The following is a 21,148-nucleotide window of genomic DNA, read 5'->3' on the forward strand; positions in this document are numbered from 1 at the left end:
CATATGGTAGAAACCGCAAGAAAGATAGCGCCGCTGGACGATGGTCCTGACTGGAACTTCGATCTGCTGGAGCTTTATCACCAGGAGATAGCCCGGGTCGCCAAATTCTATCGGCTCGACACCTATCCCAACCAGATCGAGGTGATCACTGCAGAGCAGATGATGGATGCCTACTCCAGCGTGGGCATGCCCATCGGTTATCAACACTGGTCATTCGGCAAGCGCTTTATCCACACCGAACGCAACTACAAGCGCGGCCAAATGGGACTGGCCTACGAGATCGTCATCAACTCGGACCCCTGCATCGCCTATCTGATGGAAGAGAACACCATGCCGATGCAGGCGCTGGTCATGGCCCACGCTTGCTATGGTCACAACTCCTTCTTCAAGAACAACTATCTGTTCAAGGCCTGGACCGATGCCTCCTCCATCATCGACTACCTGTTGTTTGCCAAGAACTACATCACCGAGTGCGAGGAAAAACACGGCATCGATGCGGTGGAGAAACTGCTCGACTCCTGCCATGCCCTGATGAACTTCGGGGTGGATCGTTACAAGCGGCCCCAGAAGATTTCTCTGGCCGAGGAGAAGCGACGCCAGAAGGCGCGGGAAGATTATCTGCAAACCCAGGTCAATGAGCTGTGGCGTACCCTGCCCAAGCAGCACAAGATTGCCGGGGTGGAAGACAGGCGCTATCCTGCCGAGCCTCAGGAGAACATCCTCTATTTCATCGAAAAGAATGCCCCCCTGCTCGAGCCCTGGCAGCGCGAGGTGGTACGTATCGTGCGCAAGATCAGTCAGTACTTCTACCCGCAGAAGCAGACGCAGGTGATGAACGAGGGCTGGGCCACCTTCTGGCACTACACCATTCTCAACCACCTCTATGACGAGGGAAAAATCAGCGATCGCTTCATGCTGGAGGTGCTGCACAGCCACACCAACGTCGTCTATCAGCCCCCCTACAACAGCCGGTATTACTCGGGGATCAACCCCTACGCCCTTGGCTTTGCCATGTTCACCGACCTGCGTCGCATCTGCGAGCACCCGACCGAGGAGGACAGATACTGGTTCCCCGATTACGCTGGCACCAACTGGGTCGAGACATTGCATTTCGCCATGCAGAACTTCAAGGACGAAAGCTTCATCAGCCAGTTCCTCAGTCCCAAGGTGATGCGCGACATGAAGCTCTTTGCCATCGATGACGACGATTTGAAGAACTACCTCAAAGTGTCCGCCATTCACAATGAAGAGGGCTACCGGCTGGTGCGTAGCACCCTGTCCGCTCAATACAACCTGAGCAACCTGGAGCCCAACATTCAGGTCTACAACGTGGCAGTGAAAGGCGATCGCTCCCTGACCCTGCGCTATGTTCCCCACAACCGCATCCCCCTTGGCGAGTCACGCCACGAGGTGCTAAAGCATCTTCATCAGCTGTGGGGCTTCGATGTGGTGCTGGAGCAGGACAATGGCGAGCTATCCGCAGATATCATCGGCCGTTGTCCGGACCGCAAGAGCATGACCTGACGTCAGTACCGGGCATAAAAAAACGCGCCATCAGGCGCGTTTTTCTTGGGTCAGGGCAATCAGTTGTCACACAGGTTGCTTGGCATGTCCTGACGCAGACGGGTCCAAAGCTTGCCAGACTCGATGCCGTACTGGCGTACCGTCATGAACACGGCTTCGTGATCCTTGGTTTCGGCCAGCTTGCGCAGCGTCTTGTAGTAGGCATCTGCGGTTTCGCGCGCCTGCTTGTCCGAGAAGTAGTAGCGGCCAACCCGGCTGTACAAGCCCTTGAAACCATTGAGGATCAAGGCATAGATGGGGTTGCCCGAGGCAAACGAAAGCTGGTGATGCAAACGGTAGTCGAAGTCCGCATAGGCCTCGGCCGTGTTCTCCACATCATCGGCACCACGCAGTATCTCGGCGGCCTGTTCCGGGTTGTTACGAATGGCGCCACGGATGAAGATGGTGCAGATGTTGGTCCGGGCGGAGAGCAACTGTGCCACCAGATCCGGCACCTTGTCCTGATCGAGACGCGCCAGGGTCTCCAGAATGTTGAGACCGGAGGTTTCCCAGAAATTGTTGACCTTGGTCGGTTTGCCATGCTGGATGGTGAGCCAGCCATCACGGGCAAGGCGCTGCAACACTTCACGCAAGGTAGTGCGAGTCACGCCGATCAATTCGGACAGCTCGCGCTCCGCCGGCAGAATGGATCCAGGAGGAAAGCGATTGTTCCAGATGGACTCGATGATGTATTCCTCGGCAAACCCGGCAGGGCTTTGCGCTTTAATGACCATGTAATGACTCTGTTGTAGTGCGTAAAAAGGCCCCCGAATAATAGCAAAGCCGGTCATGCTGGCAAGCAGAAGGTCGGTCCTCTGCTCACATTACCCCGATCTTTTTGTTAAAAATATGTATGCGCCAACAAGTGGGGAGTCAACCAACACCAAATGATGGGGATATAAGCGTTTGCTCGCTGGGCAAGTTCAGCGAGCTTATTTATAGTTATCGCTCCCTTGATTAAAATCATGTGCAATCAATCTGATACAGGTGAATATCCGGATGTTCGGCTCGGGTCGGGCTCGACTGCATAGACGCAGATATCAACAACAGAACAGAGAACCATCATTATGCCAATCAGCCTAGGGCGCGCGTTTACAAAGAACTTTTTGGGCAATGCTCCGCGATGGTACAAAATTGCCATCGTTCTATTCCTGCTGATCAACCCGGTCATTTTCTACGTTGATCCCTTCCTGGCCGGCTGGCTGCTGGTTGTCGAGTTCATTTTCACCCTGGCCATGGCCCTCAAGTGCTATCCGCTGCAACCGGGCGGACTCCTGGCCATCGAAGCCGTGCTCATCGGCATGACCTCCGCCAACCAGATAAAACATGAGCTGGTGGCCAATATCGAAGTACTCCTGCTGCTGGTCTTCATGGTGGCCGGCATCTACTTCATGAAGCAGTTGCTGCTCTACGTCTTTACCAAGATGCTGGTGCGCATCCACTCCAAGACGTTGCTTTCTCTCGCCTTCTGCCTGGTGTCTGCGTTCCTCTCCGCGTTCCTTGATGCCCTGACCGTGATCGCCGTGGTCATCAGCGTCGCAACCGGCTTCTACGCCATCTACCACAAGGTGGCCTCTCGGGATGAGTCCGGCAATCTGCATCATGATGACGAAGAGATTGACGAGCTCTCCCGCCAGCATCTGAACGAGTTTCGTGCCTTCCTGCGCAGCCTGATGATGCACGCCGCCATCGGTACCGCCCTGGGGGGCGTCTGCACCCTGGTCGGTGAACCCCAGAACCTCATCATCGGTGAACAGGCGGGGTGGCACTTCGGTGAATTTGCCATTCGCATGGCGCCAGTCACCATCCCGGTCTTCATCTGCGGCCTGCTGACCTGCATCCTGGTCGAAAAATTCCGCTGGTTCGGTTATGGCGCCCGCTTGCCCGAGCCCGTGCGTCACATCATGGAATCCTACGAGCGCGACGAAGACGCACAACGTACCCCGCAGGACAAGGCCAAGCTGATCGTCCAGGCGCTGATTGCCATCTGGCTTATCACGGGTCTTGCCCTCCATCTGGCTGCAGTTGGGCTGATCGGCCTGACGGTCATCGTGCTCGCGACGGCGTTCACCGGCGTGACTGAAGAACACGCGCTTGGCAAGGCATTCCAGGAGGCTTTGCCGTTCACCGCCCTGCTCACCGTCTTTTTCAGCGTGGTCGCCGTCATCATCGATCAACAGCTGTTCAAGCCGGTGATCCAGTGGGTACTGGCGGCCAAGCCGGAGGATCAGCTTGCCCTCTTCTACCTGGCAAACGGTCTGCTCTCCATGGTCAGTGACAACGTCTTCGTCGGCACCGTCTACATCAACGAGGTGAAGACCGCCCTGATCAACGGCGCCATCAGCCGCGAGCATTTTGATCTGCTGGCCGTGGCCATCAACACCGGCACCAACCTGCCGTCGGTCGCCACCCCCAATGGCCAGGCCGCATTCCTGTTCATGCTCACCTCGGCCCTCGCTCCCCTGCTGCGCCTCTCTTATGGCCGCATGGTCTGGATGGCGCTGCCCTATACCCTGGTGCTGGGGCTTGTCGGCTTTTTCTCCGTGGAACTGCTCCTCGGTCCTGCAACCGAATGGTTCTATCAGGCAGGGTGGTTGCTGGATCATGGGGCACTGCCACTGCCCACCCCGTCCACACACTGATCATGAAAGGGGCTGTTCGGCCCCTTTCTTTTCAGATGGGGCTCTGCTCTAATTCAGCCACTATTTTTCTCTGAGAGATCAATCAGATGATCGAGTATCTTCGCCGCATTGCCAGTCATCGTCTGGCCTGGGGATTGCTGGCAGCCTCCGCTTTCGCGCTGGAACTCTGTGCCCTCTTCTTCCAGCACGTGCTGGGTTTGCACCCTTGCGTGATGTGCATCTATGAACGTATCGCCCTCCTCGGCGTGCTCACCGCCGGCCTCCTCGGCATGGTCGCGCCAGAGCGCTGGTACCTGCGCTGGAGTGCCATGCTCCTGTGGGGTTACAGCGCCTTCTGGGGCCTGAAACTGGCGCTCAAGCACGTGGATTACCAGATGAACCCCTCCCCCTTCAACGTATGCGAAGGGTTTGTTGACTTCCCTGCCTGGGCACCACTGGATAAATGGGTTCCCTGGATGTTCTACCCGGACGGCGACTGCAGCGAGATCAGCTGGCAGTTTCTCGGTTTCTCCATGCCGCAGTGGCTCGTGGTCATCTTTGCCGCCTACCTGCTGGTGTTCGTCATCGTGGCTGCTGGCAACCTGATAAAAGGGCGCTGCTGCAACTAGTCGTTCAATCGACCATAAAAGGGAGCCCATGGCTCCCTTTTTATCTCCTCTTATCGCCTCACGACCCCATGCCCAGGGGGCCGGCTCCCCTTCTCCCTGTTCTGCCAATGAAGTGGCTGCCTGCGGGTGTGCATCATCGTAACAGGCCACAAGCGGGTCAAAGGGCGCAGCGGCGACCTGCCACTCAGCCAACCAACAAGAAGGGAGCCATAGGCTCCCTTGTTTCATGTCGTGCATGGCGATGTCACGCGCCTTCGGAGGTGGCCTTGCTGGCACTTCTCCTGGCCTTCACCATGCCGATCACCATGGGCAACAAGGAGACCGCGATGATGCCGAAGATGAGCAGGGTAAAGTTGTGGCGCACTACCGGCAGATTGCCAAAGAAGTGGCCGGCATAGACGAAGGAGAGCACCCACAAGAGCCCCCCCACCAGGTTGAACGCCAGGAAGCGGGGATAGGTCATGGCCCCCATGCCCGCCACGAAGGGGGCGAAGGTCCGCACTATGGGCAGGAAGCGGGTGATGATGATGGTCTTGCCGCCATGCTTGGCATAGAAGGCATGGGTCTTGACCAGATAGTCCCGACGAAAGATTTTGGAATCGGGGTTGCGAAACAGCTGCTCACCGAAGAAGTGGCCTATGGTGTAGTTCACCACGTTGCCGAGCACCGCGGCGATGATCAGCACGGCGGCCAGGGTGTGCACGTCCAGCACGCTGCCCACGGTGAGGGCACCTGCAGCAAACAGCAGGGAGTCCCCCGGCAGGAAGGGGGTCACCACCAGCCCGGTCTCGCAGAAAATGATGAGAAACAGGATGGCGTATACCCAGACGCCATAATTCTCGAACAGCTCTTTCAGATGCGCGTCAACGTGCAGAATAAAGTCGATGGCAAAGAGGATCAGATCCATTTTTTGGTACCCATGAAGTGAACGGCGTGGAGTCTACGCCAATGAGACCTGGCTCACAATCTCCCCATGGTCCCCTTTTTCGAACTCCATGAAGGGAGTCATTCAATCCCCCTTCTTTTTCCCTTTCCCTGAACGTAGGGTTCTGCTCACTCGGCCTTGTCCAGAGCGGCCAGCACCTCGCCGGGCAGGCATTTCTCCCAGCCCCACAAGAGGAGCAGCAACAGGGTCGCGTCGTCGAGCCAGCCAAGGAGAGGCACCACATCGGGGACAACGTCCACCGGGCTGATGCCATAGAGCAGGATAAGGATCACCAGCCCCTTCGCCCACCAGGGTGTGCCTGGGTGGCGAAAGCCCTGATAGAGGCGGCGCAAACGCCGCCAGATGAGCCAGCGTCTGGCGCTCATGACTCGATCAGCTCGCCGCGCAGCCGCTGGATCTGATCCCGCAGCGCCGCCGCCTGTTCGAACTCCAGATCCCGCGCATGCTGGAACATCTGCTCTTCCATCCGCTTGATCTCCTTGCTGATCTCGCTGGCAGAGCGGGCATGGTACTCCCCTTGCGGTTCGGCAGCCTTGCGACTCCCCTTGCCGGCCTTGCCCGCCGTGCGGCTGCCCCCCATGTCCATCACATCGCCGATGGCCTTGTTGAGCCCCTTCGGCACGATGCCGTGTTCCAGGTTGTGGGCGTGTTGCAGGGCGCGGCGCCGCTCGGTCTCTTCAATCGCGACCTTCATGGAGTTGGTGATGGTATCGCCGTAGAGGATCACCTTGCCGTTGAGGTTGCGTGCCGCCCGGCCGATGGTCTGAATGAGGGAGCGGGTGGAGCGCAGGAAGCCCTCTTTATCCGCATCCAGAATGGCCACCAGGGAGACTTCCGGCATGTCGAGGCCTTCGCGCAGCAGGTTGATGCCCACCAGCACATCGAACTTGCCAAGGCGCAGGTCGCGGATGATCTCCACCCGCTCCACGGTATCAATGTCCGAGTGCAGATAGCGCACCCGTACCTCGTGATCCGCCAGGTATTCGGTCAAGTCCTCAGCCATCCGCTTGGTCAGTGTCGTGACCAGCACCCGCTCCTCCACGGCGACCCGCTTGCGGATCTCGGAGAGCAGATCATCCACCTGGGTGGTGACCGGCCGCACTTCCACCTCGGGATCGAGCAGGCCGGTGGGACGCACCACCTGCTGCACCACGTCGCCGCCGGACTTCTCCAGCTCGTAGGGGCCCGGGGTCGCCGAGACGAACACCGTCTGGGGCATCAGCGCCTCGAACTCGTCGAACTTGAGGGGCCGGTTGTCCAGCGCCGAGGGAAGGCGGAAGCCGTACTCAACCAGGGTCTCCTTGCGGGATCTGTCCCCTTTGAACATGGCGCCGATCTGCGGCACCGTGACGTGGGATTCGTCGATGATGAGCAGGCCGTCCCCCGGCAGATAGTCAAACAGGGTGGGTGGCGGCTCGCCGGGGGCACGGCCGGACAGATAGCGGCTGTAGTTCTCGATACCGGAGCAGTAACCCAGCTCCTGCATCATCTCCATGTCGAACTGGGTGCGCTGGCTGATGCGCTGCTCCTCCACCAGCTTGTTGAGGCTCATCAGCTGCTCGCGCCGCCCCTTGAGTTCCTCCTTGATGTGCTCGATGGCACCCAGGATGGTCTCCCGCGGGGTGGCGTAGTGGGTCTTGGGGTAGATGGTGTAGCGCACCACCGTCTGCTCGAGGGCGCCGGTCAGGGGATCGAACAGGGAGAGGCGTTCTACCTCTTCATCAAACAGCTCCACCCGCAGGGCCAGCTTGTCCGATTCGGCGGGGTAGATGTCGATCACCTCCCCCCGCACCCGGAAGGTGCCGCGCTGGAAGGCCATGTCGTTGCGGGTGTACTGCAGTTCGGCGAGGCGGCGCAGGATATCCCGCTGATTGATCACGTCCCCCACTTTGAGGTGCAGCATCATGCTGAGGTAGGCCTGGGGATCCCCCAGACCATAGATGGCCGACACCGAGGCGACGATCACCACGTCACGCCGCTCCAGCAGCGCCTTGGTGGCTGACAGCCGCATCTGCTCGATGTGATCGTTGATGGAGGCATCCTTCTCGATGAAGGTGTCCGTGGTCGGCACATAGGCTTCGGGCTGGTAGTAATCGTAATAAGAGACGAAATACTCCACCGCGTTGTCGGGGAAGAACTCCTTCATCTCCCCGTAGAGCTGGGCCGCCAGGGTCTTGTTGGGGGCCAGTATCATGGTGGGGCGATTGAGGGTCGCGATGACGTTGGCCATGGTAAAGGTCTTGCCCGAACCGGTCACCCCGAGCAGGGTCTGGTGGGCCAGTCCCGACTCGATGCCATCGAGCAGCTGGGCGATGGCCCTCGGCTGATCCCCGGCGGGTTGAAACTGGCTGGCCAACTGGAATAACTTGCTCATGACGACTCCCGGCAAAAAAACGGCAAGGGAGCAGTGTACCCCGAGTTGAAGGAGCTGGGTATCCGCTCACCCTCCCTGATGGCTATTGACCCCGAAATACGACCTCTGTATGATGCACCTCCTTGCCTGATGTTCCCCCGTAGTTCAGTCGGTAGAACGGCGGACTGTTAATCCGTATGTCACTGGTTCAAGTCCAGTCGGGGGAGCCAATTCCTCACCATCTCGGTGCAAGTTATCCACTTTAGTGCTTTCCTCTTCCAATTTTAATGCACAAGCCCTTCCCTGCGGCCTGACTCCCTTTTTATCTCCCGATACTGACCAGCAGCGTTTTGTTCTGCTGCGCATAACTATTTGATTTTTATAGAAACAATTTATTGCAGGTATTTTTTGAACAGTCCTTGCAGCCCAGTATTGGCGCGGCTTTCAGCCTGATCGCCAAGTTTCATGAACAGGGTTATCCACAGTTTCTGTGGGTAACTTGACCAAAGCCACGGTTCATCTGGGTTGGCAGCCATTGTCCCCGGTTTGCGCTGGCCGCCTCCCCTCTTCCCCATTTTCTGCTGTTTTTCCCTTCCCCCCTAAATGGGATGAATTGACTCGCGGTGCTGCCTGTGGGGGATTTTTTTTCGCTATGCCGCATCCTGCGGGTCAGCCCTCGCCGGATGAGTCATAAGTCTCTTTTGTAACCCTTCAATTTCCTCAGTGGAAAATGCTGAAAAACGTGCCCGTTTGCTCCCCATGCAGCAGGTAATAAATTGTCCACAGGAGTGTTATCCCCTCCCGGCTCGACAGCATATTTCACTCATTGACAGCGGGCCTTGCAGCGTAAAATAGAGGTGTTTTCCCCAGCCCCCCCTCGCATCCCTATCTTCACCGAAGAGACCAGCACTTAACTGGCTGTTAATCCGCTTTGGCGCTTCTTTCTTGATACAGGATCCGGCACAATATCGGCCCCACTTTTTTCCTCGGTTTTTCCGGGCATGACCATAGATTTCGTGACACTGCTACATCAAAGCGACTCCCTGCTGCTGTTCGTGGTACTGGCCTTCGGGCTGCTGCTGGGCAAGGTACGCATCGGCAACTTCCAGATAGGCAACACCATAGGCGTGCTCTTCACCGCCCTGCTGTTTGGCCAGATGGGATTCCAGTTTTCCACCTCCACTGAAAACGTCGGCTTCATGCTGTTCATCTTCTGCGTGGGAATTGAAGCGGGGCCGCACTTTTTCAGCGTCTTCCTTCGCGACGGCATCCACTACATCACCCTGACCCTGGTGATCCTGCTGTCGGCCCTGCTGCTGACCGTGGGGCTCGCCAAGTTCTTCAATCTGGGGCCCGGCATGGCCGCCGGCATTCTGGCAGGTTCTCTCACCTCCACGCCGGCCCTGGTGGGGGCCCAGGACGCCCTGCGAAGCGGATTGCTCAACCTGCCCCACCAGACCGACATGCAGTCGGTGCTCGACAACATGGGGATAGGCTACGCTCTAACCTACCTGGTGGGCCTGGTGGGCCTGATGCTGGTGGTGCGCTACCTTCCTTCCCTGGCCAGGCTGGATCTCAACACCGAGGCCCAGAAGATCGCCCGCGAGCGGGGGCTCTCCGACAGCGAGAGCCGCAAGACCTATCTGCCCATCATCCGCGCCTATCGGGTCGGCCCGGAGCTCGCCGCCTGGATCGGCGGTCGTACCCTGCGCGAAACCGGCATCTATCCCCACACAGGCTGCTATGTGGAGCGCATTCGCCGCAACGGCATTCTGGCCAGCCCCGATGGTGACGCCGTCATTCAGGAAGGGGACGAGATCGCCCTGGTGGGCTACCCAGAGAGCCACGAGAAGCTCGACGTCAACTACCGCAACGGCAAGGAGGTGTTCGATCGCAACCTCCTTGACCTGCAGATCGTCACCGAAGAGATCGTGGTGAAAAATGATGCCGTGGTGGGTCGCCATCTGGTGGAGCTCAACCTCACCGAGAAGGGATGCTTCCTCAACCGGGTGGTGCGCTCCCAGATAGAGATGCCGTTCGATCGCAACATCATGCTGCAAAAGGGCGACGTGCTGCAGATCAGCGGCGAGAAGCAGCGGGTCAAGCTGCTGGCCAACAAGATAGGCTTCATCAGCATCCACAGCCAGACCACGGATCTGGTGGCCTTCGCCACCTTCTTCGTACTGGGCCTGCTCATCGGCTCCGTCTCCCTGGTGTTCGGCCAGATAGAGTTCGGCCTCGGCAATGCCGTCGGTCTGCTGCTGGCGGGGATCCTGATGGGCTACCTGCGTGCCAACCACCCCACGGTGGGCTATGTGCCACCAGGCGCCCTGCGCCTTGCCAAGGATCTCGGGCTCGCCGTCTTCATGGTGAGTACCGGCCTCAAGGCGGGGGGCGGCATCCTCGATCACCTGAGCGAAGTGGGGATGGTGGTGCTCTTCTCCGGCATGCTGGTGACCACCTTGCCGGTGCTGGTAGGCTACCTGTTCGGTGTCTGGGTGCTGAAAATGAACCCGGCCCTGCTGCTCGGCGCCATCACGGGCGCACGTACCTGTGCCCCGGCCATGGACGTAGTGAACGAGGCGGCCAACAGCTCCATCCCGGCGCTCGGCTACGCCGGCACCTATGCGGTGGCCAACGTGATGCTGACCCTGGCGGGCTCCTTCATCATCGGCTTCTGGTTCTAGCCGCCGAGTACCTGCCCGCCCATGAAAAAAGGGAGCCTCGAGGCTCCTTTTTTTCATGGGCGGGCACTCCTGGATGGAATAGTGGAAATCGTGCTATGGGGACGGGTCTATCAAACCCAATAAGCTAAATCCTCTACAAGGCGCCACTTACACTCAATAAAACGAGCGAGGAGTAAGTGATGAAACGCGCATGGATGATTGTGATCTGGTGGTTCTGCTCCCTGATGCCAACCTGGGGGGCCGAATCCGGCAAGCAGGTGGCCCCCGAAGCAGGGACGGAGAAAAGCGCACTGAGCTTTGAAAACGACGAGCTTGCCAAACCCAGGCTGGGAGATCTCGACGTCATGCTGGAACAGCGCACCATCAGGGTGCTCACCACCTACAACAAGACAGGATTTTTCATCACCAAGGGCGTGCAACGGGGGGCCACCTACGATGCCTTCATGCAGGTGGAAAAGCGCCTCAACGAACAGTTGCGCAAGAAAAAGGCGATCAAACGCCACCTCAAGGTGCACTTCGTCTTCATTCCCGTGGCCCGGGAAGCCCTGCTGAGCTCCCTCATCGAAGGCAAAGGCGACATCGCCGCCGCCAACCTCACCATCACGGACAAACGCAGGCAACAGGGTATCGCCTTCACCGATCCCTTGCTTGAAAACGTGCGGGAGCTGCTCGTCTCCGGCCCCCTCTCCCCCAAGGTGGAAAACGCCGCTGATCTCGGGGGCCAGCGCGTCTTCGTACGCCCTTCATCCAGCTACTACGAGAGCCTGCTCGCCTACAACCAGGCTCGCAAGTCGGCGGGAGAGCCCCTCATCGACCTCCAACCCGCCTCGGAGGTGCTCGAAGATGAAGATCTGGTGGAGATGGTGAACGCAGGCCTGCTCCCCTTCATCGTCATGGACGAGCACAAAGCCCGCTTCTGGCAAAAGATTTTCCCCGGGATCACCATTCACGACACCCCCGTGTTCCGGGAAGGGGGCGTCATCGCCTGGGCGGTGCGCAAGGAGAGTCCCCAGTTGCTCGCCATGCTCAACGAGCAGATAAAGGCGCTGCGCGGCAAGGCGACGGGGGACGAGATCCTGGCCCGTTATCTCAAGCAGAACAAGTTCGTCAAAAGCGCCGCCGCCGAGGCGGAGCGCAAGAAATTCCTGCAGGTGGTCGAGCTGTTCCGTGAATATGGCGAGCGCTATGACATGGACTGGCTGCTGATGGCGGCCCAGGGCTACCAGGAGTCCGCCCTCAACCATCATGCCCGCAGCCATGTGGGCGCCATCGGCATCATGCAGATCATGCCCGCCACCGGCAAGGGGCTGAAGGTCGGCGACATACGCCAGCTCGAGCCCAATATTCACGGCGGCGTCAAATACATGCGCTGGATGATAGATCACTACTATGCGGACGAGCCCATGACCACCCTCGACAAGGCCCTCTTCTCGTTCGCCTCCTACAATGCCGGCCCCGCCCGGGTGGCGCGGCTCCGCGCCGAGGCCAGAAAACGGGGGCTGGATCCCAACGTCTGGTTCCACAATGTCGAGTACGTGGCGGCGGAGAAAATCGGCCCCGAGACGGTCACCTATGTGGGCAACATCTACAAGTACTACATCGCCTACAAGCTGGTGATGGAGCAGGTGGCTCTGCGCCAGCAAGCGAGCGATGCCCTGAAACAGGAGGCGAAGGAGGACGTCAGCACATCGGCGGCGAAACCGACCCAGTGATCCTTGCCGGACGAGGCGCTCACGGGCGCCTCGTTTCTATGCGCGCGCCCCTCTTCGGCCCATGACCAGAATGAACACAATGGTCACAACAGCCTTAATAGCCATTACGGTCAGATTGTTTTCCAGCCAGACATGATTAATTAACCTTCTTGCAACAATCACAAGGAGAGCACCATGTTGCAAGGAACCCTCAAACGCACCCTGATCGGTAGCCTGCTCGCACTGAGCGTCGGCGCCCACGCCCAGATCAACGAAGTCCACTTCCTGATCCCGGGCGGCGCCGGCGGCGGCTGGGATACCACGGCCCGCGGCACCGGTGAAGTGCTGGCCAAGTCCGGTCTGGTCAAGACCGTCTCCTACCAGAACATGTCCGCCGGTGGCGGCGCCAAGGCCATCGCCCACCTCATCGAGACCTCGGCCCAGTCCGACAAGACCCTGATGGTCAACTCCACCCCCATCATCGTCAAATCCCTCTCCAAGGAGCTGCCCCAGTCCTTCCGTGACCTGACGCCAGTGGCCGCCATCATCGCCGACTACCAGGCACTGGCGGTGAAAGCGGACTCCCCCTATCAGAACTGGGCCCAGCTGCTGGCAGCCTACGAGGAGAACCCGGCCAAGGTGAAGATCGCCGGGGGCTCCGCCCGTGGCAGCCTGGATCACCTGGTCGCCGCCCTGACCTTCAAGAACGCCGGGGCTGACGCCAGCAAGCTGCGCTACGTCGCCTACGATGCCGGTGGCAGCGCCATGGCCGCCGTGCTGGCCGGAGAGACCCAGGCCATCTCCACCGGCTTTGGCGAGGCAATGGAAGCGGTCAAGTCAGGCCAGATGCGGATCCTCGGGGTCACTTCCGACAAACGCCTGCCGGGGGCGGAGCAGATCCCCACCTTCAGCGAGCAGAACAACCCCACCGTCTTCGCCAACTGGCGCGGTTACTTCGCCTCCCCCACCATCAGCCCGGAGAAATCCGCCGAGTTTGCCGCCCTGCTCAAGCAGATGTACGACAAGCCGGAGTGGGAAGTGGTCCGCAGCCGCAACAGCTGGACCAACCTCTACCAGTCCGGTCCCGAGTTCACCGCCTTCCTTGACGGCCAGGAGCAGCAGATCGGCGGCCTGATGCGCGAGCTCGGCTTCATCAAATAACCCTCGCTGTCCCATCGCAGGCGGGCGCAGGCCCGCCGCTCATGTTGGAGTCAAAAGATGAACATTACCAAGGAGCGACTGGGGGGTCTGCTGTTTCTGCTGCTCTCCCTCGCCTATGGCTACTACGCCACCGAGATACCGGGCTACCCCGGCGACGAATACGAACCCTTCACCGCCAGCACCCTGCCCTATGCCCTGGCAGGGATCGGGGCGCTGCTCTCCCTGCTGCTGGTGCTCTTCCCCGGGGGCGAGCCCCTGCGCCGGGAAGAGGGGGACTGGCGCCGGGTCTTCATCCTGCTCGGGCTCATGGTCATCTACGGACTGGGGCTCACCTGGTTTGGCTTCGTGCTCTCGACCATCGCCTTCCTGAGCGTGGGCATCCGGGTGCTCGGTGAACCCAGCCTGCGCTACGGCCTGATGATCAGCGTCCCCTTTTCCATCGGTTTCTGGGCCCTGCTCACCAAGGGGCTCAACGTCTATCTGGAGCCGGGTCGCCTGTTCACCCTGCTCGGTTTCTAAGGAGTCACCATGTTAGACGGAATCTTGCAAGGACTCGGCACCGCACTGCTGCCGGTCAACCTGATGATGGTGGTGCTTGGCTGCTTCATCGGCACCTTTATCGGCATGTTGCCGGGCCTTGGCCCGGTCACCGCCATCGCCCTGATGATCCCCATCACCTATGGCCTGGATCCGGCCTCCGGCATCATCTTGATGGCGGGGGTCTATTACGGCGCCATCTTCGGGGGCTCCACCTCCTCCATCCTGATCAACGCCCCCGGCTGCTCCGCCACCGTGGTCACCGCCTTCGACGGCTATCCCCTGGCCTGCAAGGGACAGGCTGGCAAGGCGCTGGCCATCGCCGCCTACGCCTCCTTCACCGGCGGCACCCTCTCCGCCATCATGCTGATGGTGGCGGCGCCCCTGCTCGCCAAGGTCTCCCTCTCCTTCCAGTCGGCGGACTACTTCGCCCTCATGGTGCTGGGCCTCTCCGCCGTGGCGGCCTTTGCCGGCAAGGGGCAGGTGCTCAAGGCACTGATCATGGCGCTGTTCGGCATCATGATCTCCACCATCGGCATCGACCGCAGCGTCGGGGTGGACAGGTTCACCTTCGGGTTGCCGGACCTGCGTGACGGCTTCTCCTTCCTGCTGCTGGCCATGGCCACCTTTGCCCTCGCGGAGATCCTGATGGCGGTGCTGCGCCCCGGCAAGGGCAACAGCGAGGAAGAGGCCAGGCAGATGCAGCAGCTCGGCAGCCTCAAGCTCAGCAAGGAAGAGGTCAGGGAAATCGCGCCTCCCATCGCCCGCTCCTCGGTGCTGGGCTTTCTCATCGGCGTGTTGCCGGGAGCCGGCGCCACCATCGCCGCCTTCATGGCCTATGGAGCCGAGCGCAACATCGCCGGCAAGCAGCGCCAGGAGCAGTTCGGCAAGGGCAGCCTGCGCGGTCTGGCCGCCCCGGAAGCGGCCAACAACGCCGCCTCCACCGGCTCCTTCGTGCCCCTGCTGACCCTGGGGATCCCGGGCTCCGGCACCACGGCCCTCATCCTGGGCGCCCTGGTGGCCTACGGCATCCAGCCAGGCCCGCGTCTGTTCATGGAGCATCCGGACGTCTTCTGGTCGGTGATCATCTCCATGTATCTGGGCAACGTGGTGCTGTTGATCCTGAACCTCCCCCTCATCCCCTACCTGGCCCGGGTACTGGCGGTGCCGCGCCCCGTGCTCATCCCCATGGTGCTGCTGTTCTCCCTGACCGGGGTCTATCTGGTCTCCTTCAACACCATGGACATCCATGTGATGGCCATCGTTGCACTGATCGCCATCGGCCTGCGCCTGCTCACCTTCCCCATGGCCCCCATGCTGCTCGGCTTCATCCTGGGGGGTATGCTGGAGGACAACCTGCGCCGGGCCCTGGTGATCAACGACGGCAGCCTGAGCTTCCTGTGGGAGCGCCCCATCACCCTCGCCTTCACGGTGATCACCCTGACCATGTTGCTGCTGCCCGTCTGGCAGTGGTGGCAGGCTCGCCGGGCCCCCAAGGGGGAGCCTGCCACCAGCCACTGAATCGATGAGCCTCTGCCACCTCTGAACCCTGACCATCACGCGCAGAGACCTTGATGCCCACGGGAAGCAAACCCTGATAAAAAGAGCTCCGAAAGGCGCTCTTTTCTTGTCTGGACAACAAGTTCCGGGCGACCGGATCACGGCTTGCGGTAACGCCGCTCCGGCCGCCCGACGGTGCCATATTCGAGCTCCGGGCTCGCCAGTTGCTGCCCCACCAGAAATTCCAGATAGCGGCGCGCCGTGGTCCGGCTCACCCCTATCCGGCTGCCTATCTCCTCGGCACTGGCGGCCTCCGGAGTCAGGGCCGCCAGCACCCGCTGCAGGGTGAGAACATCGATGCCCTTGGGCAGTCCCTCTGCCGCCACCTGCTGCAACGGCGTACCGAACAGGGTGTCCACCGCCTGCTGGTCGATGTCGGCCAACGCCGCCAGGGCGGCGATGCTCTGACGGTACTTCTCCAGGGTGTCGCGCAGCCGCTCGAACACCACGGGCTTCAAGATGAAATCCACCACCCCGAGGCGCATCGCCTCCTGCAGGGCAGCAGCTTCCCGCGCCGCGGTGAGCAGGATCACATCCAGACTCGCCCCCGCCTGGCGCAGCTCTCTCAATAGCGAGAACCCCTCTCCATCGGGCAGCCAGACATCCAGCAGCACCAGATCGGGCCGGAGGATCCCTATCTGCTCCCTGGCATCGAACAGGGTCAACGCCACCCCCAGCACCTCAAAACCGGCGAGGCGCTGCACGAAGCGGCGGTGGATCTCGGCAATGGCGGGATCATCCTCGACGATCAGGATCTTGATCACTCACACCTCCTTGGGAATGTAACAGACGACGCAACTTCCCTGCGTCGTGGCTTCGATGGTGATCTCCCCCTGCAGGGCATCCAGGGTCTTGCGCACCAGGGAGAGCCCGATACCGTGTCCTGGCTCGGGCTTGCTGCTGACCCCCTGTTCGAACAACCTGTCCGCCAACTGCGGGTCGATGCCGCCAGCCCCGTCTTCCACCTCCAGCACCAGATCCTGCCCCAGATCGCTCAGGGAAACCCGGATGGGCTGATAGGGCGCACCGTGGCGGCGGGTCGCCTCGAAGGCGTTGTCGATGAGGTTGCCCAGCACCGTTACCAGCTGGGAACCGCTGACACGGGCAGGAATGTCGTGCAGACGGGCATCGGGATCGATCACGAGCTCAAGACCGAGCTCGTGGGCCCTGTGGTATTTGCCGAGCAGCAACCCCGCCACCTTGGGTTTGGCGATGGCCCCCATCAGGAAGCCGAGCAGGGTCTGCTCGGTGGCCGCCTCCCGCCCGATGAAGGCGAGCGCCTCCCGGGTGGCCCCGAGCTCAATGAGGCCGGCGATGGTCCCGAGCTGGTTGTTGTGCTCGTGGGTCTGCACCCGCAGCAGATCGCTGTAGGCCTGCACCTGGGAGAGCTGGGCGCTGAGTTCCGCCAGCTCGTCCTTGCGGCGAAAACTCGACACGGCGCCGATCAGCTTGCCCTCGCGCACCAGCGGCAAGCGGTTGACGATGAGGGACTGGCCGTTGAGCACTATCTCCTCGTCAAACTGGGGGGTCTGCTCTTGCAGGATGGAGAGCATGCGACTGCCCGGCAGCAGGTGACCAATGGGCTGGCCGATGGCGCTCCTGGCGGTGGTGTCGTCCAGGCGCAGCAGCTTGATGCCGTTGGGGTTCAGGGAGGTGAGGCGCCCTTGCTCGTCGATGGTGAGGATCCCCTCGCGCACCGTGCGCAGGGTACAGTCGAGCTCCGCATAGAGACGCCCCATCTGCTCGGGTTCAAAGCCGAATATCGCCTTCTTGTAGCGCCGGGCCAGCCAGGCGGCGGCGACACTGTTGAGTACCACAATGAGCAATGTCATGGCCAGGCCAAAGCGCAAATAGCCCTGCAGATCCGCATCGATGTCCCGCACCAGATAGCCGACCGACACCACCCCGATGATCTTGCCCATCTCGTCCCGGATGGGCCCCTTGCCGCGCACCGAGACCCCAAGGGACCCTTGGGCCCTGGAGATATAGGCTTCTCCCTGCAGGGCACGCTCGGGATCATCCCCCACCATGGCTTTGCCAATCCGGTCCGCATTGGGGTGCACCAGGCGGCGTGCCTGCCTGTCCCCGATGACGATGTAGCTGGCCCCGACCTCGGCGCGGATCCGCTCCACCAGGGCATTGAGGCGGACCGTATCCGCCCGCTTCACCCCGGCGATGACGCCGGACTCCCGCGCCACCAGCCGTGCCACATCCAGGGCCTGATCCCCCACCTCACGGTAGCGCTGCTCGGCGACATAGTAGTAGCTGGCACCGCTCAGCAACACCAGTTGCAACAGACTGACCAGACAGAGAATGAGCAGGAAGCGTCCTTGCAACCCGAGCCTCATGCCTCCTTGTCGCCTCGCAACAAGTCGAGCAGCAGACTGCCATCGCGCAGGGCCTTGTGCACCTGCACCGAGGTGGGTTTGGTGGGATCTTCGTAGAAGTGGGTGGATTCAATCTGCAGGCGCACCAGGTACTCGGCGGGCAACTGGCTTGCCAGGGACTGGTGCAACATGGGGAAGAGCAGTCGATCGGCCCGGGTGATCTCCCCCCCGAGCAGCAGCTTGCCCGGATTGAGCAGGCAGATGAGGTTCGCCAGCACCCGGGAGAGGCGGCCTGCTGCCTGGTGCAGGATGTCCTGACACAGGCTGTTGCCAGCCAGCGCCAGCTCGCACAGCTCGCGGATGGTGACGCTTTCGGGCAGATCGAACTCCTGCATCCGTTCGCGCAGCTCCCGATATTGCGCCTCCAGCGCCTGATTGGTCACCAGGGTGCAGGCGCAGCCGAAGCCACCGCAGTAGCAGCGCTGGCCATAGGGTTCGAGCTGCAGGTGGCTGAGATCCCCGAGCAGAGCCGACTCGCTCTCGATGAGCTGGCCATTGACCACCATGCCGACCCCGATGTCGTTGTGCACGAACACCAGCACCGCATCCGAGCAGTTCCTGGCGGCGCCCCACTCCCGCTCGGCCTGGATCCAGGTGCGCACGTCGCCGCTCACCAGCACGGGTACCGAGAAGGCCTCCTGCAGGGTGGGACCGAGGGGCCAGTTGCGCAGATCGTAATAGGGAAAATGCTTGACCATGCCGGAGTGGCGCTCCACCTGGCCGGGCAGGCAGAGGGCGATGCAGGCCAGACGCAGCGCCTTCTTGGGCAAAAAGCCCTCGATGGCCCGCACCAGGCTGGCCAGCAGCTCGGCACGCTCCGCCTCGTTGAAGACATGGCGATGGCGTGCCAGGGAGTGACCCGCGAGATCGAACAGGGCCATGTCCACATAGCCGCGCCCCAGGCGCATGGAGAGAAACTGGAAGCGGCGCTCGTTGATGCGCAGCAGGGTCTGGCGACGGCCACGCCCCACCGAGCTCTCGCCGCAGGTGACCACCAGGCCGCCGTCCAGCAGCTCGCGGGTGATCTTGGTGATGCTGGCCGGCGACAGGCCGGTCAGACGGGACAGATCGGTACGGGACAGCTCCTTGTGCTCCTCCAGGCTGGCATACACCAGGCCGTAGTTGAGCTGACGGATCAAATCGATACTGCCTTTCACGATCTCATTCATAGGGTTGGGGCTAACGAAAGGAACGAATGGCGCGATTTTCACACATTCTGCGCCGATCCCCAAATTTGCCGTCTGGAAATCCTGTCCAGACGGCAAAAATGTGATTAGTAACGGAAGCGGGAGACGAGTTGGCGCAATTTGTCACCCGTGCCTGCCAGGGCGCGGGTGGTGGTGCTGGACTCCCCGGACGCCTCGGTCAGCTCGCTGACGATCTGCTGGATGGCCACCAGGTTCTTGTTGATCTCCTCGGAGACCGCGTGCTGCTCCTCGGCGGCCGTGGCGATCTGGATGTTCATGTCGTTGATGGTGCCGACCGCCGCCACCATGCTGTCCAGGGAGCTGGCGATGTGGCTCGCCTCCTGCACCGTCTCCTGGCTGCGTGCCTCGCTGGCCTGCATCACCTCCACCGCCTGTTTCACTCCGCCCTGCAGGCGCTGGAGCATCTCGTTGATCTCCTTGGTGCTCTGCTGGGTACGGCCCGCGAGGGATCGCACCTCGTCCGCCACCACCGCAAAGCCGCGCCCCTGCTCGCCCGCCCGGGCCGCCTCGATGGCGGCGTTGAGGGCCAGCAGGTTGGTCTGATCGGCGATGCCGCGAATGACCTCCACCACGGAGCCTATCTTGCCGGTCTCGTGGGCGAGCTGCTCGATGACCCCGGCCGCCACATGCACTTCGTCCACCAGCCGGTTGATGCTGCCGATGGCGCTGTTCACCACGCCGCGGGCCGCATCGGACTCGCGGGCCGCATCGCTGGTGGCGCTGGCGGCGTTGGAAGCGCTCGCCGCCACCTCCTGGGCGGTGGAGCTCATCTCGGTCACCGCGGTCACCACCTGATCCGTCTCCTTGCCATGGCCCTGCATCTGCCTGTCCGCATGCTCGCTCAGGCTATGCAGCCGATCCACGGCCCCCAGCAACTGGTGGCTGGTCTCCCCCACCTGGCTCACCACCGACTGGATCCGCTCGACGAAGCGGTTGAAGGCGGCGGCCAGCTGCCCCACCTCGTCCTTGCTCTGCACCTTGAGGCGCTGGGTCAGATCCCCGTCCCCGTCGGCGATGTCGTTGAGTGCGGCAACCGCATCCGCCAGCGGGCGGGTGACCCGGTTGCCGATCACCACGGTGGCCGCCAGGGTCACCCCCAGGATCACCAGGATGAACAGCACCCCGGTTTTCAGGGAGCCATACATGGTCTCCTCCCGCTCGCTGCGCAGGGTGGCCAGCTCATTGTCGATGTCGTCGATGTAGAAGCCCGTGCCCACGACCCACTGATATTTGTCGAGCAGCAGGTTGAAGGAGAGCTTGGGGGCATCCCGCCCGATAGAGGGCTTGTTGGTCCAGTACTCCGAGAAGCCATCTCCTTCCCGCGCCGACTTGATGATCCCCTGAATGAGGAAGGCACCCTTGGTATCCTTGTCCTGCCAGCGGTTCTTCCCCTCCATCTCGGGCCGGGTCGGCAGCAGCACGGTATTGCCCTGATAGTCGTAGACGAAGAAGTAGCCGTCGCTGCCATAGCGCAGCGGCCGCAATATCTCCTTCACCTGCTGGCGCACTTCGGGGCTGTCAGGCTTGCCGTAGCTGCTCTCGATGGCCGTCTTGGCCAGCATCAGATAACTGCTGAGCAGCGCCTTGCGCTCCTTGATTGCCCTCTCCCTCGCCACCACCAGATCCGATTCCAGATCGCTCCTGGCCACCAGGTAGTTGCTGAGATTGACCACCAGGGCCATCAGCAGCACGGGGATGGCCCCCAGTAACAGGATCTTCTGCTTAAGTGTCATTGTGTCACCCTTTGTGCTGTGTTCATTGCTGCATGATGTCTGCCTAAACGGCATGGGAAGCTGGCCGAAAGG

Annotated in this window: 16 protein-coding genes and 1 tRNA gene; 9 read left to right on the forward strand and 8 right to left on the reverse strand. The window is 61.2% G+C overall.

From position 1 onward, the window contains the following. Nucleotides 1–3 precede the first annotated feature (3 nt). Nucleotides 4–1,524 (forward strand): SpoVR family protein, encoded by a 1,521-nt coding sequence (locus tag AB5Y93_RS04840; RefSeq protein ID WP_039040868.1) that lies wholly within the window; start codon nt 4–6, stop codon nt 1,522–1,524. Between the two features lie 59 nt (nt 1,525–1,583). On the opposite strand, the gene fadR is transcribed toward AB5Y93_RS04840, so the two are convergent. Next, complete coding sequence (fadR, locus tag AB5Y93_RS04845; protein ID WP_010674906.1) at nt 1,584–2,297, reverse strand: fatty acid metabolism transcriptional regulator FadR; 714 nt, start codon at nt 2,295–2,297, stop codon at nt 1,584–1,586. A gap of 333 nt (nt 2,298–2,630) precedes the next feature. On the opposite strand from fadR, the gene nhaB reads away from it, so the two are divergent. After that, on the forward strand, nt 2,631–4,205 hold the full coding sequence (gene nhaB, locus AB5Y93_RS04850; RefSeq protein ID WP_368228885.1) for a Na(+)/H(+) antiporter NhaB: 1,575 nt from the start codon (nt 2,631–2,633) through the stop codon (nt 4,203–4,205). 86 nt (nt 4,206–4,291) lie between these two features. Continuing rightward, the gene (dsbB, locus tag AB5Y93_RS04855; protein WP_010674908.1) at nt 4,292–4,813 is read left to right on the forward strand and encodes a disulfide bond formation protein DsbB; all 522 of its coding nucleotides are present in this window, start codon (nt 4,292–4,294) and stop codon (nt 4,811–4,813) included. 244 nt (nt 4,814–5,057) lie between these two features. Here dsbB and AB5Y93_RS04860 read toward each other — a convergent pair whose 3' ends face one another. From AB5Y93_RS04860 to uvrB, 3 genes are all read right to left on the reverse strand, one after another. After that, on the reverse strand, nt 5,058–5,720 hold the full coding sequence (locus tag AB5Y93_RS04860; RefSeq protein ID WP_368228886.1) for a DedA family protein: 663 nt from the start codon (nt 5,718–5,720) through the stop codon (nt 5,058–5,060). Nucleotides 5,721–5,866: 146 nt separating this feature from the next. Then, a complete protein-coding gene (locus tag AB5Y93_RS04865) occupies nt 5,867–6,124 on the reverse strand; it encodes a DUF1232 domain-containing protein (RefSeq protein WP_010674910.1) in 258 nt (85 codons plus the stop codon). After that, on the reverse strand, nt 6,121–8,133 hold the full coding sequence (uvrB, locus tag AB5Y93_RS04870) for an excinuclease ABC subunit UvrB (RefSeq protein ID WP_368228887.1): 2,013 nt from the start codon (nt 8,131–8,133) through the stop codon (nt 6,121–6,123). The genes AB5Y93_RS04865 and uvrB overlap by 4 nt, the downstream gene beginning before the upstream one ends. Nucleotides 8,134–8,266: 133 nt before the next feature. On the opposite strand from uvrB, the gene AB5Y93_RS04875 reads away from it, so the two are divergent. From AB5Y93_RS04875 to AB5Y93_RS04900, 6 genes are all read left to right on the forward strand, one after another. Further along, nucleotides 8,267–8,342 (forward strand) — tRNA-Asn (locus AB5Y93_RS04875). A 771-nt stretch (nt 8,343–9,113) separates the two neighbouring features. Further along, nucleotides 9,114–10,799: an aspartate:alanine antiporter gene (locus AB5Y93_RS04880; RefSeq protein WP_029314601.1), complete on the forward strand. Its 1,686-nt coding sequence runs from the start codon at nt 9,114–9,116 to the stop codon at nt 10,797–10,799. Between the two features lie 224 nt (nt 10,800–11,023). Continuing rightward, on the forward strand, nt 11,024–12,511 hold the full coding sequence (locus AB5Y93_RS04885; protein WP_368228894.1) for a transporter substrate-binding domain-containing protein: 1,488 nt from the start codon (nt 11,024–11,026) through the stop codon (nt 12,509–12,511). A 174-nt stretch (nt 12,512–12,685) separates the two neighbouring features. After that, nucleotides 12,686–13,651 carry a tripartite tricarboxylate transporter substrate binding protein gene (locus AB5Y93_RS04890; RefSeq protein WP_010674916.1) on the forward strand — a complete coding sequence of 322 codons (966 nt, stop codon included), beginning with the start codon at nt 12,686–12,688 and terminating at the stop codon, nt 13,649–13,651. 57 nt (nt 13,652–13,708) lie between these two features. Then, complete coding sequence (locus tag AB5Y93_RS04895) at nt 13,709–14,170, forward strand: tripartite tricarboxylate transporter TctB family protein (RefSeq protein ID WP_005300329.1); 462 nt, start codon at nt 13,709–13,711, stop codon at nt 14,168–14,170. A 9-nt stretch (nt 14,171–14,179) separates the two neighbouring features. After that, nucleotides 14,180–15,709 (forward strand): tripartite tricarboxylate transporter permease, encoded by a 1,530-nt coding sequence (locus AB5Y93_RS04900; RefSeq protein ID WP_368228888.1) that lies wholly within the window; start codon nt 14,180–14,182, stop codon nt 15,707–15,709. A 137-nt stretch (nt 15,710–15,846) separates the two neighbouring features. Here the strand turns inward: AB5Y93_RS04900 and AB5Y93_RS04905 are convergent, their stop codons facing one another. The 4 genes from AB5Y93_RS04905 to AB5Y93_RS04920 all read right to left on the reverse strand — a co-directional run bounded on the left by AB5Y93_RS04905 (nt 15,847) and on the right by AB5Y93_RS04920 (nt 21,076). Further along, nucleotides 15,847–16,512, reverse strand: a complete 666-nt coding sequence (locus tag AB5Y93_RS04905; RefSeq protein ID WP_368228889.1) for a response regulator — start codon at nt 16,510–16,512, stop codon at nt 15,847–15,849. After that, nucleotides 16,513–18,096, reverse strand: a complete 1,584-nt coding sequence (locus AB5Y93_RS04910; protein ID WP_043155894.1) for a sensor histidine kinase — start codon at nt 18,094–18,096, stop codon at nt 16,513–16,515. Then, entirely contained in the window at nt 18,093–19,304 is a 1,212-nt protein-coding gene (locus AB5Y93_RS04915; RefSeq protein ID WP_029314606.1) for an ROK family transcriptional regulator, read from the reverse strand. The genes AB5Y93_RS04910 and AB5Y93_RS04915 overlap by 4 nt, the downstream gene beginning before the upstream one ends. A 104-nt stretch (nt 19,305–19,408) precedes the next feature. Next, nucleotides 19,409–21,076, reverse strand: coding sequence for a methyl-accepting chemotaxis protein (locus tag AB5Y93_RS04920; protein ID WP_368228890.1), 1,668 nt, complete (start codon nt 21,074–21,076; stop codon nt 19,409–19,411). Nucleotides 21,077–21,148: the final 72 nt, after the last annotated feature.

The organism is Aeromonas sp. R10-1 (assembly GCF_040908465.1).
Classification (GTDB): Bacteria; Pseudomonadota; Gammaproteobacteria; order Enterobacterales; family Aeromonadaceae; genus Aeromonas; species Aeromonas caviae.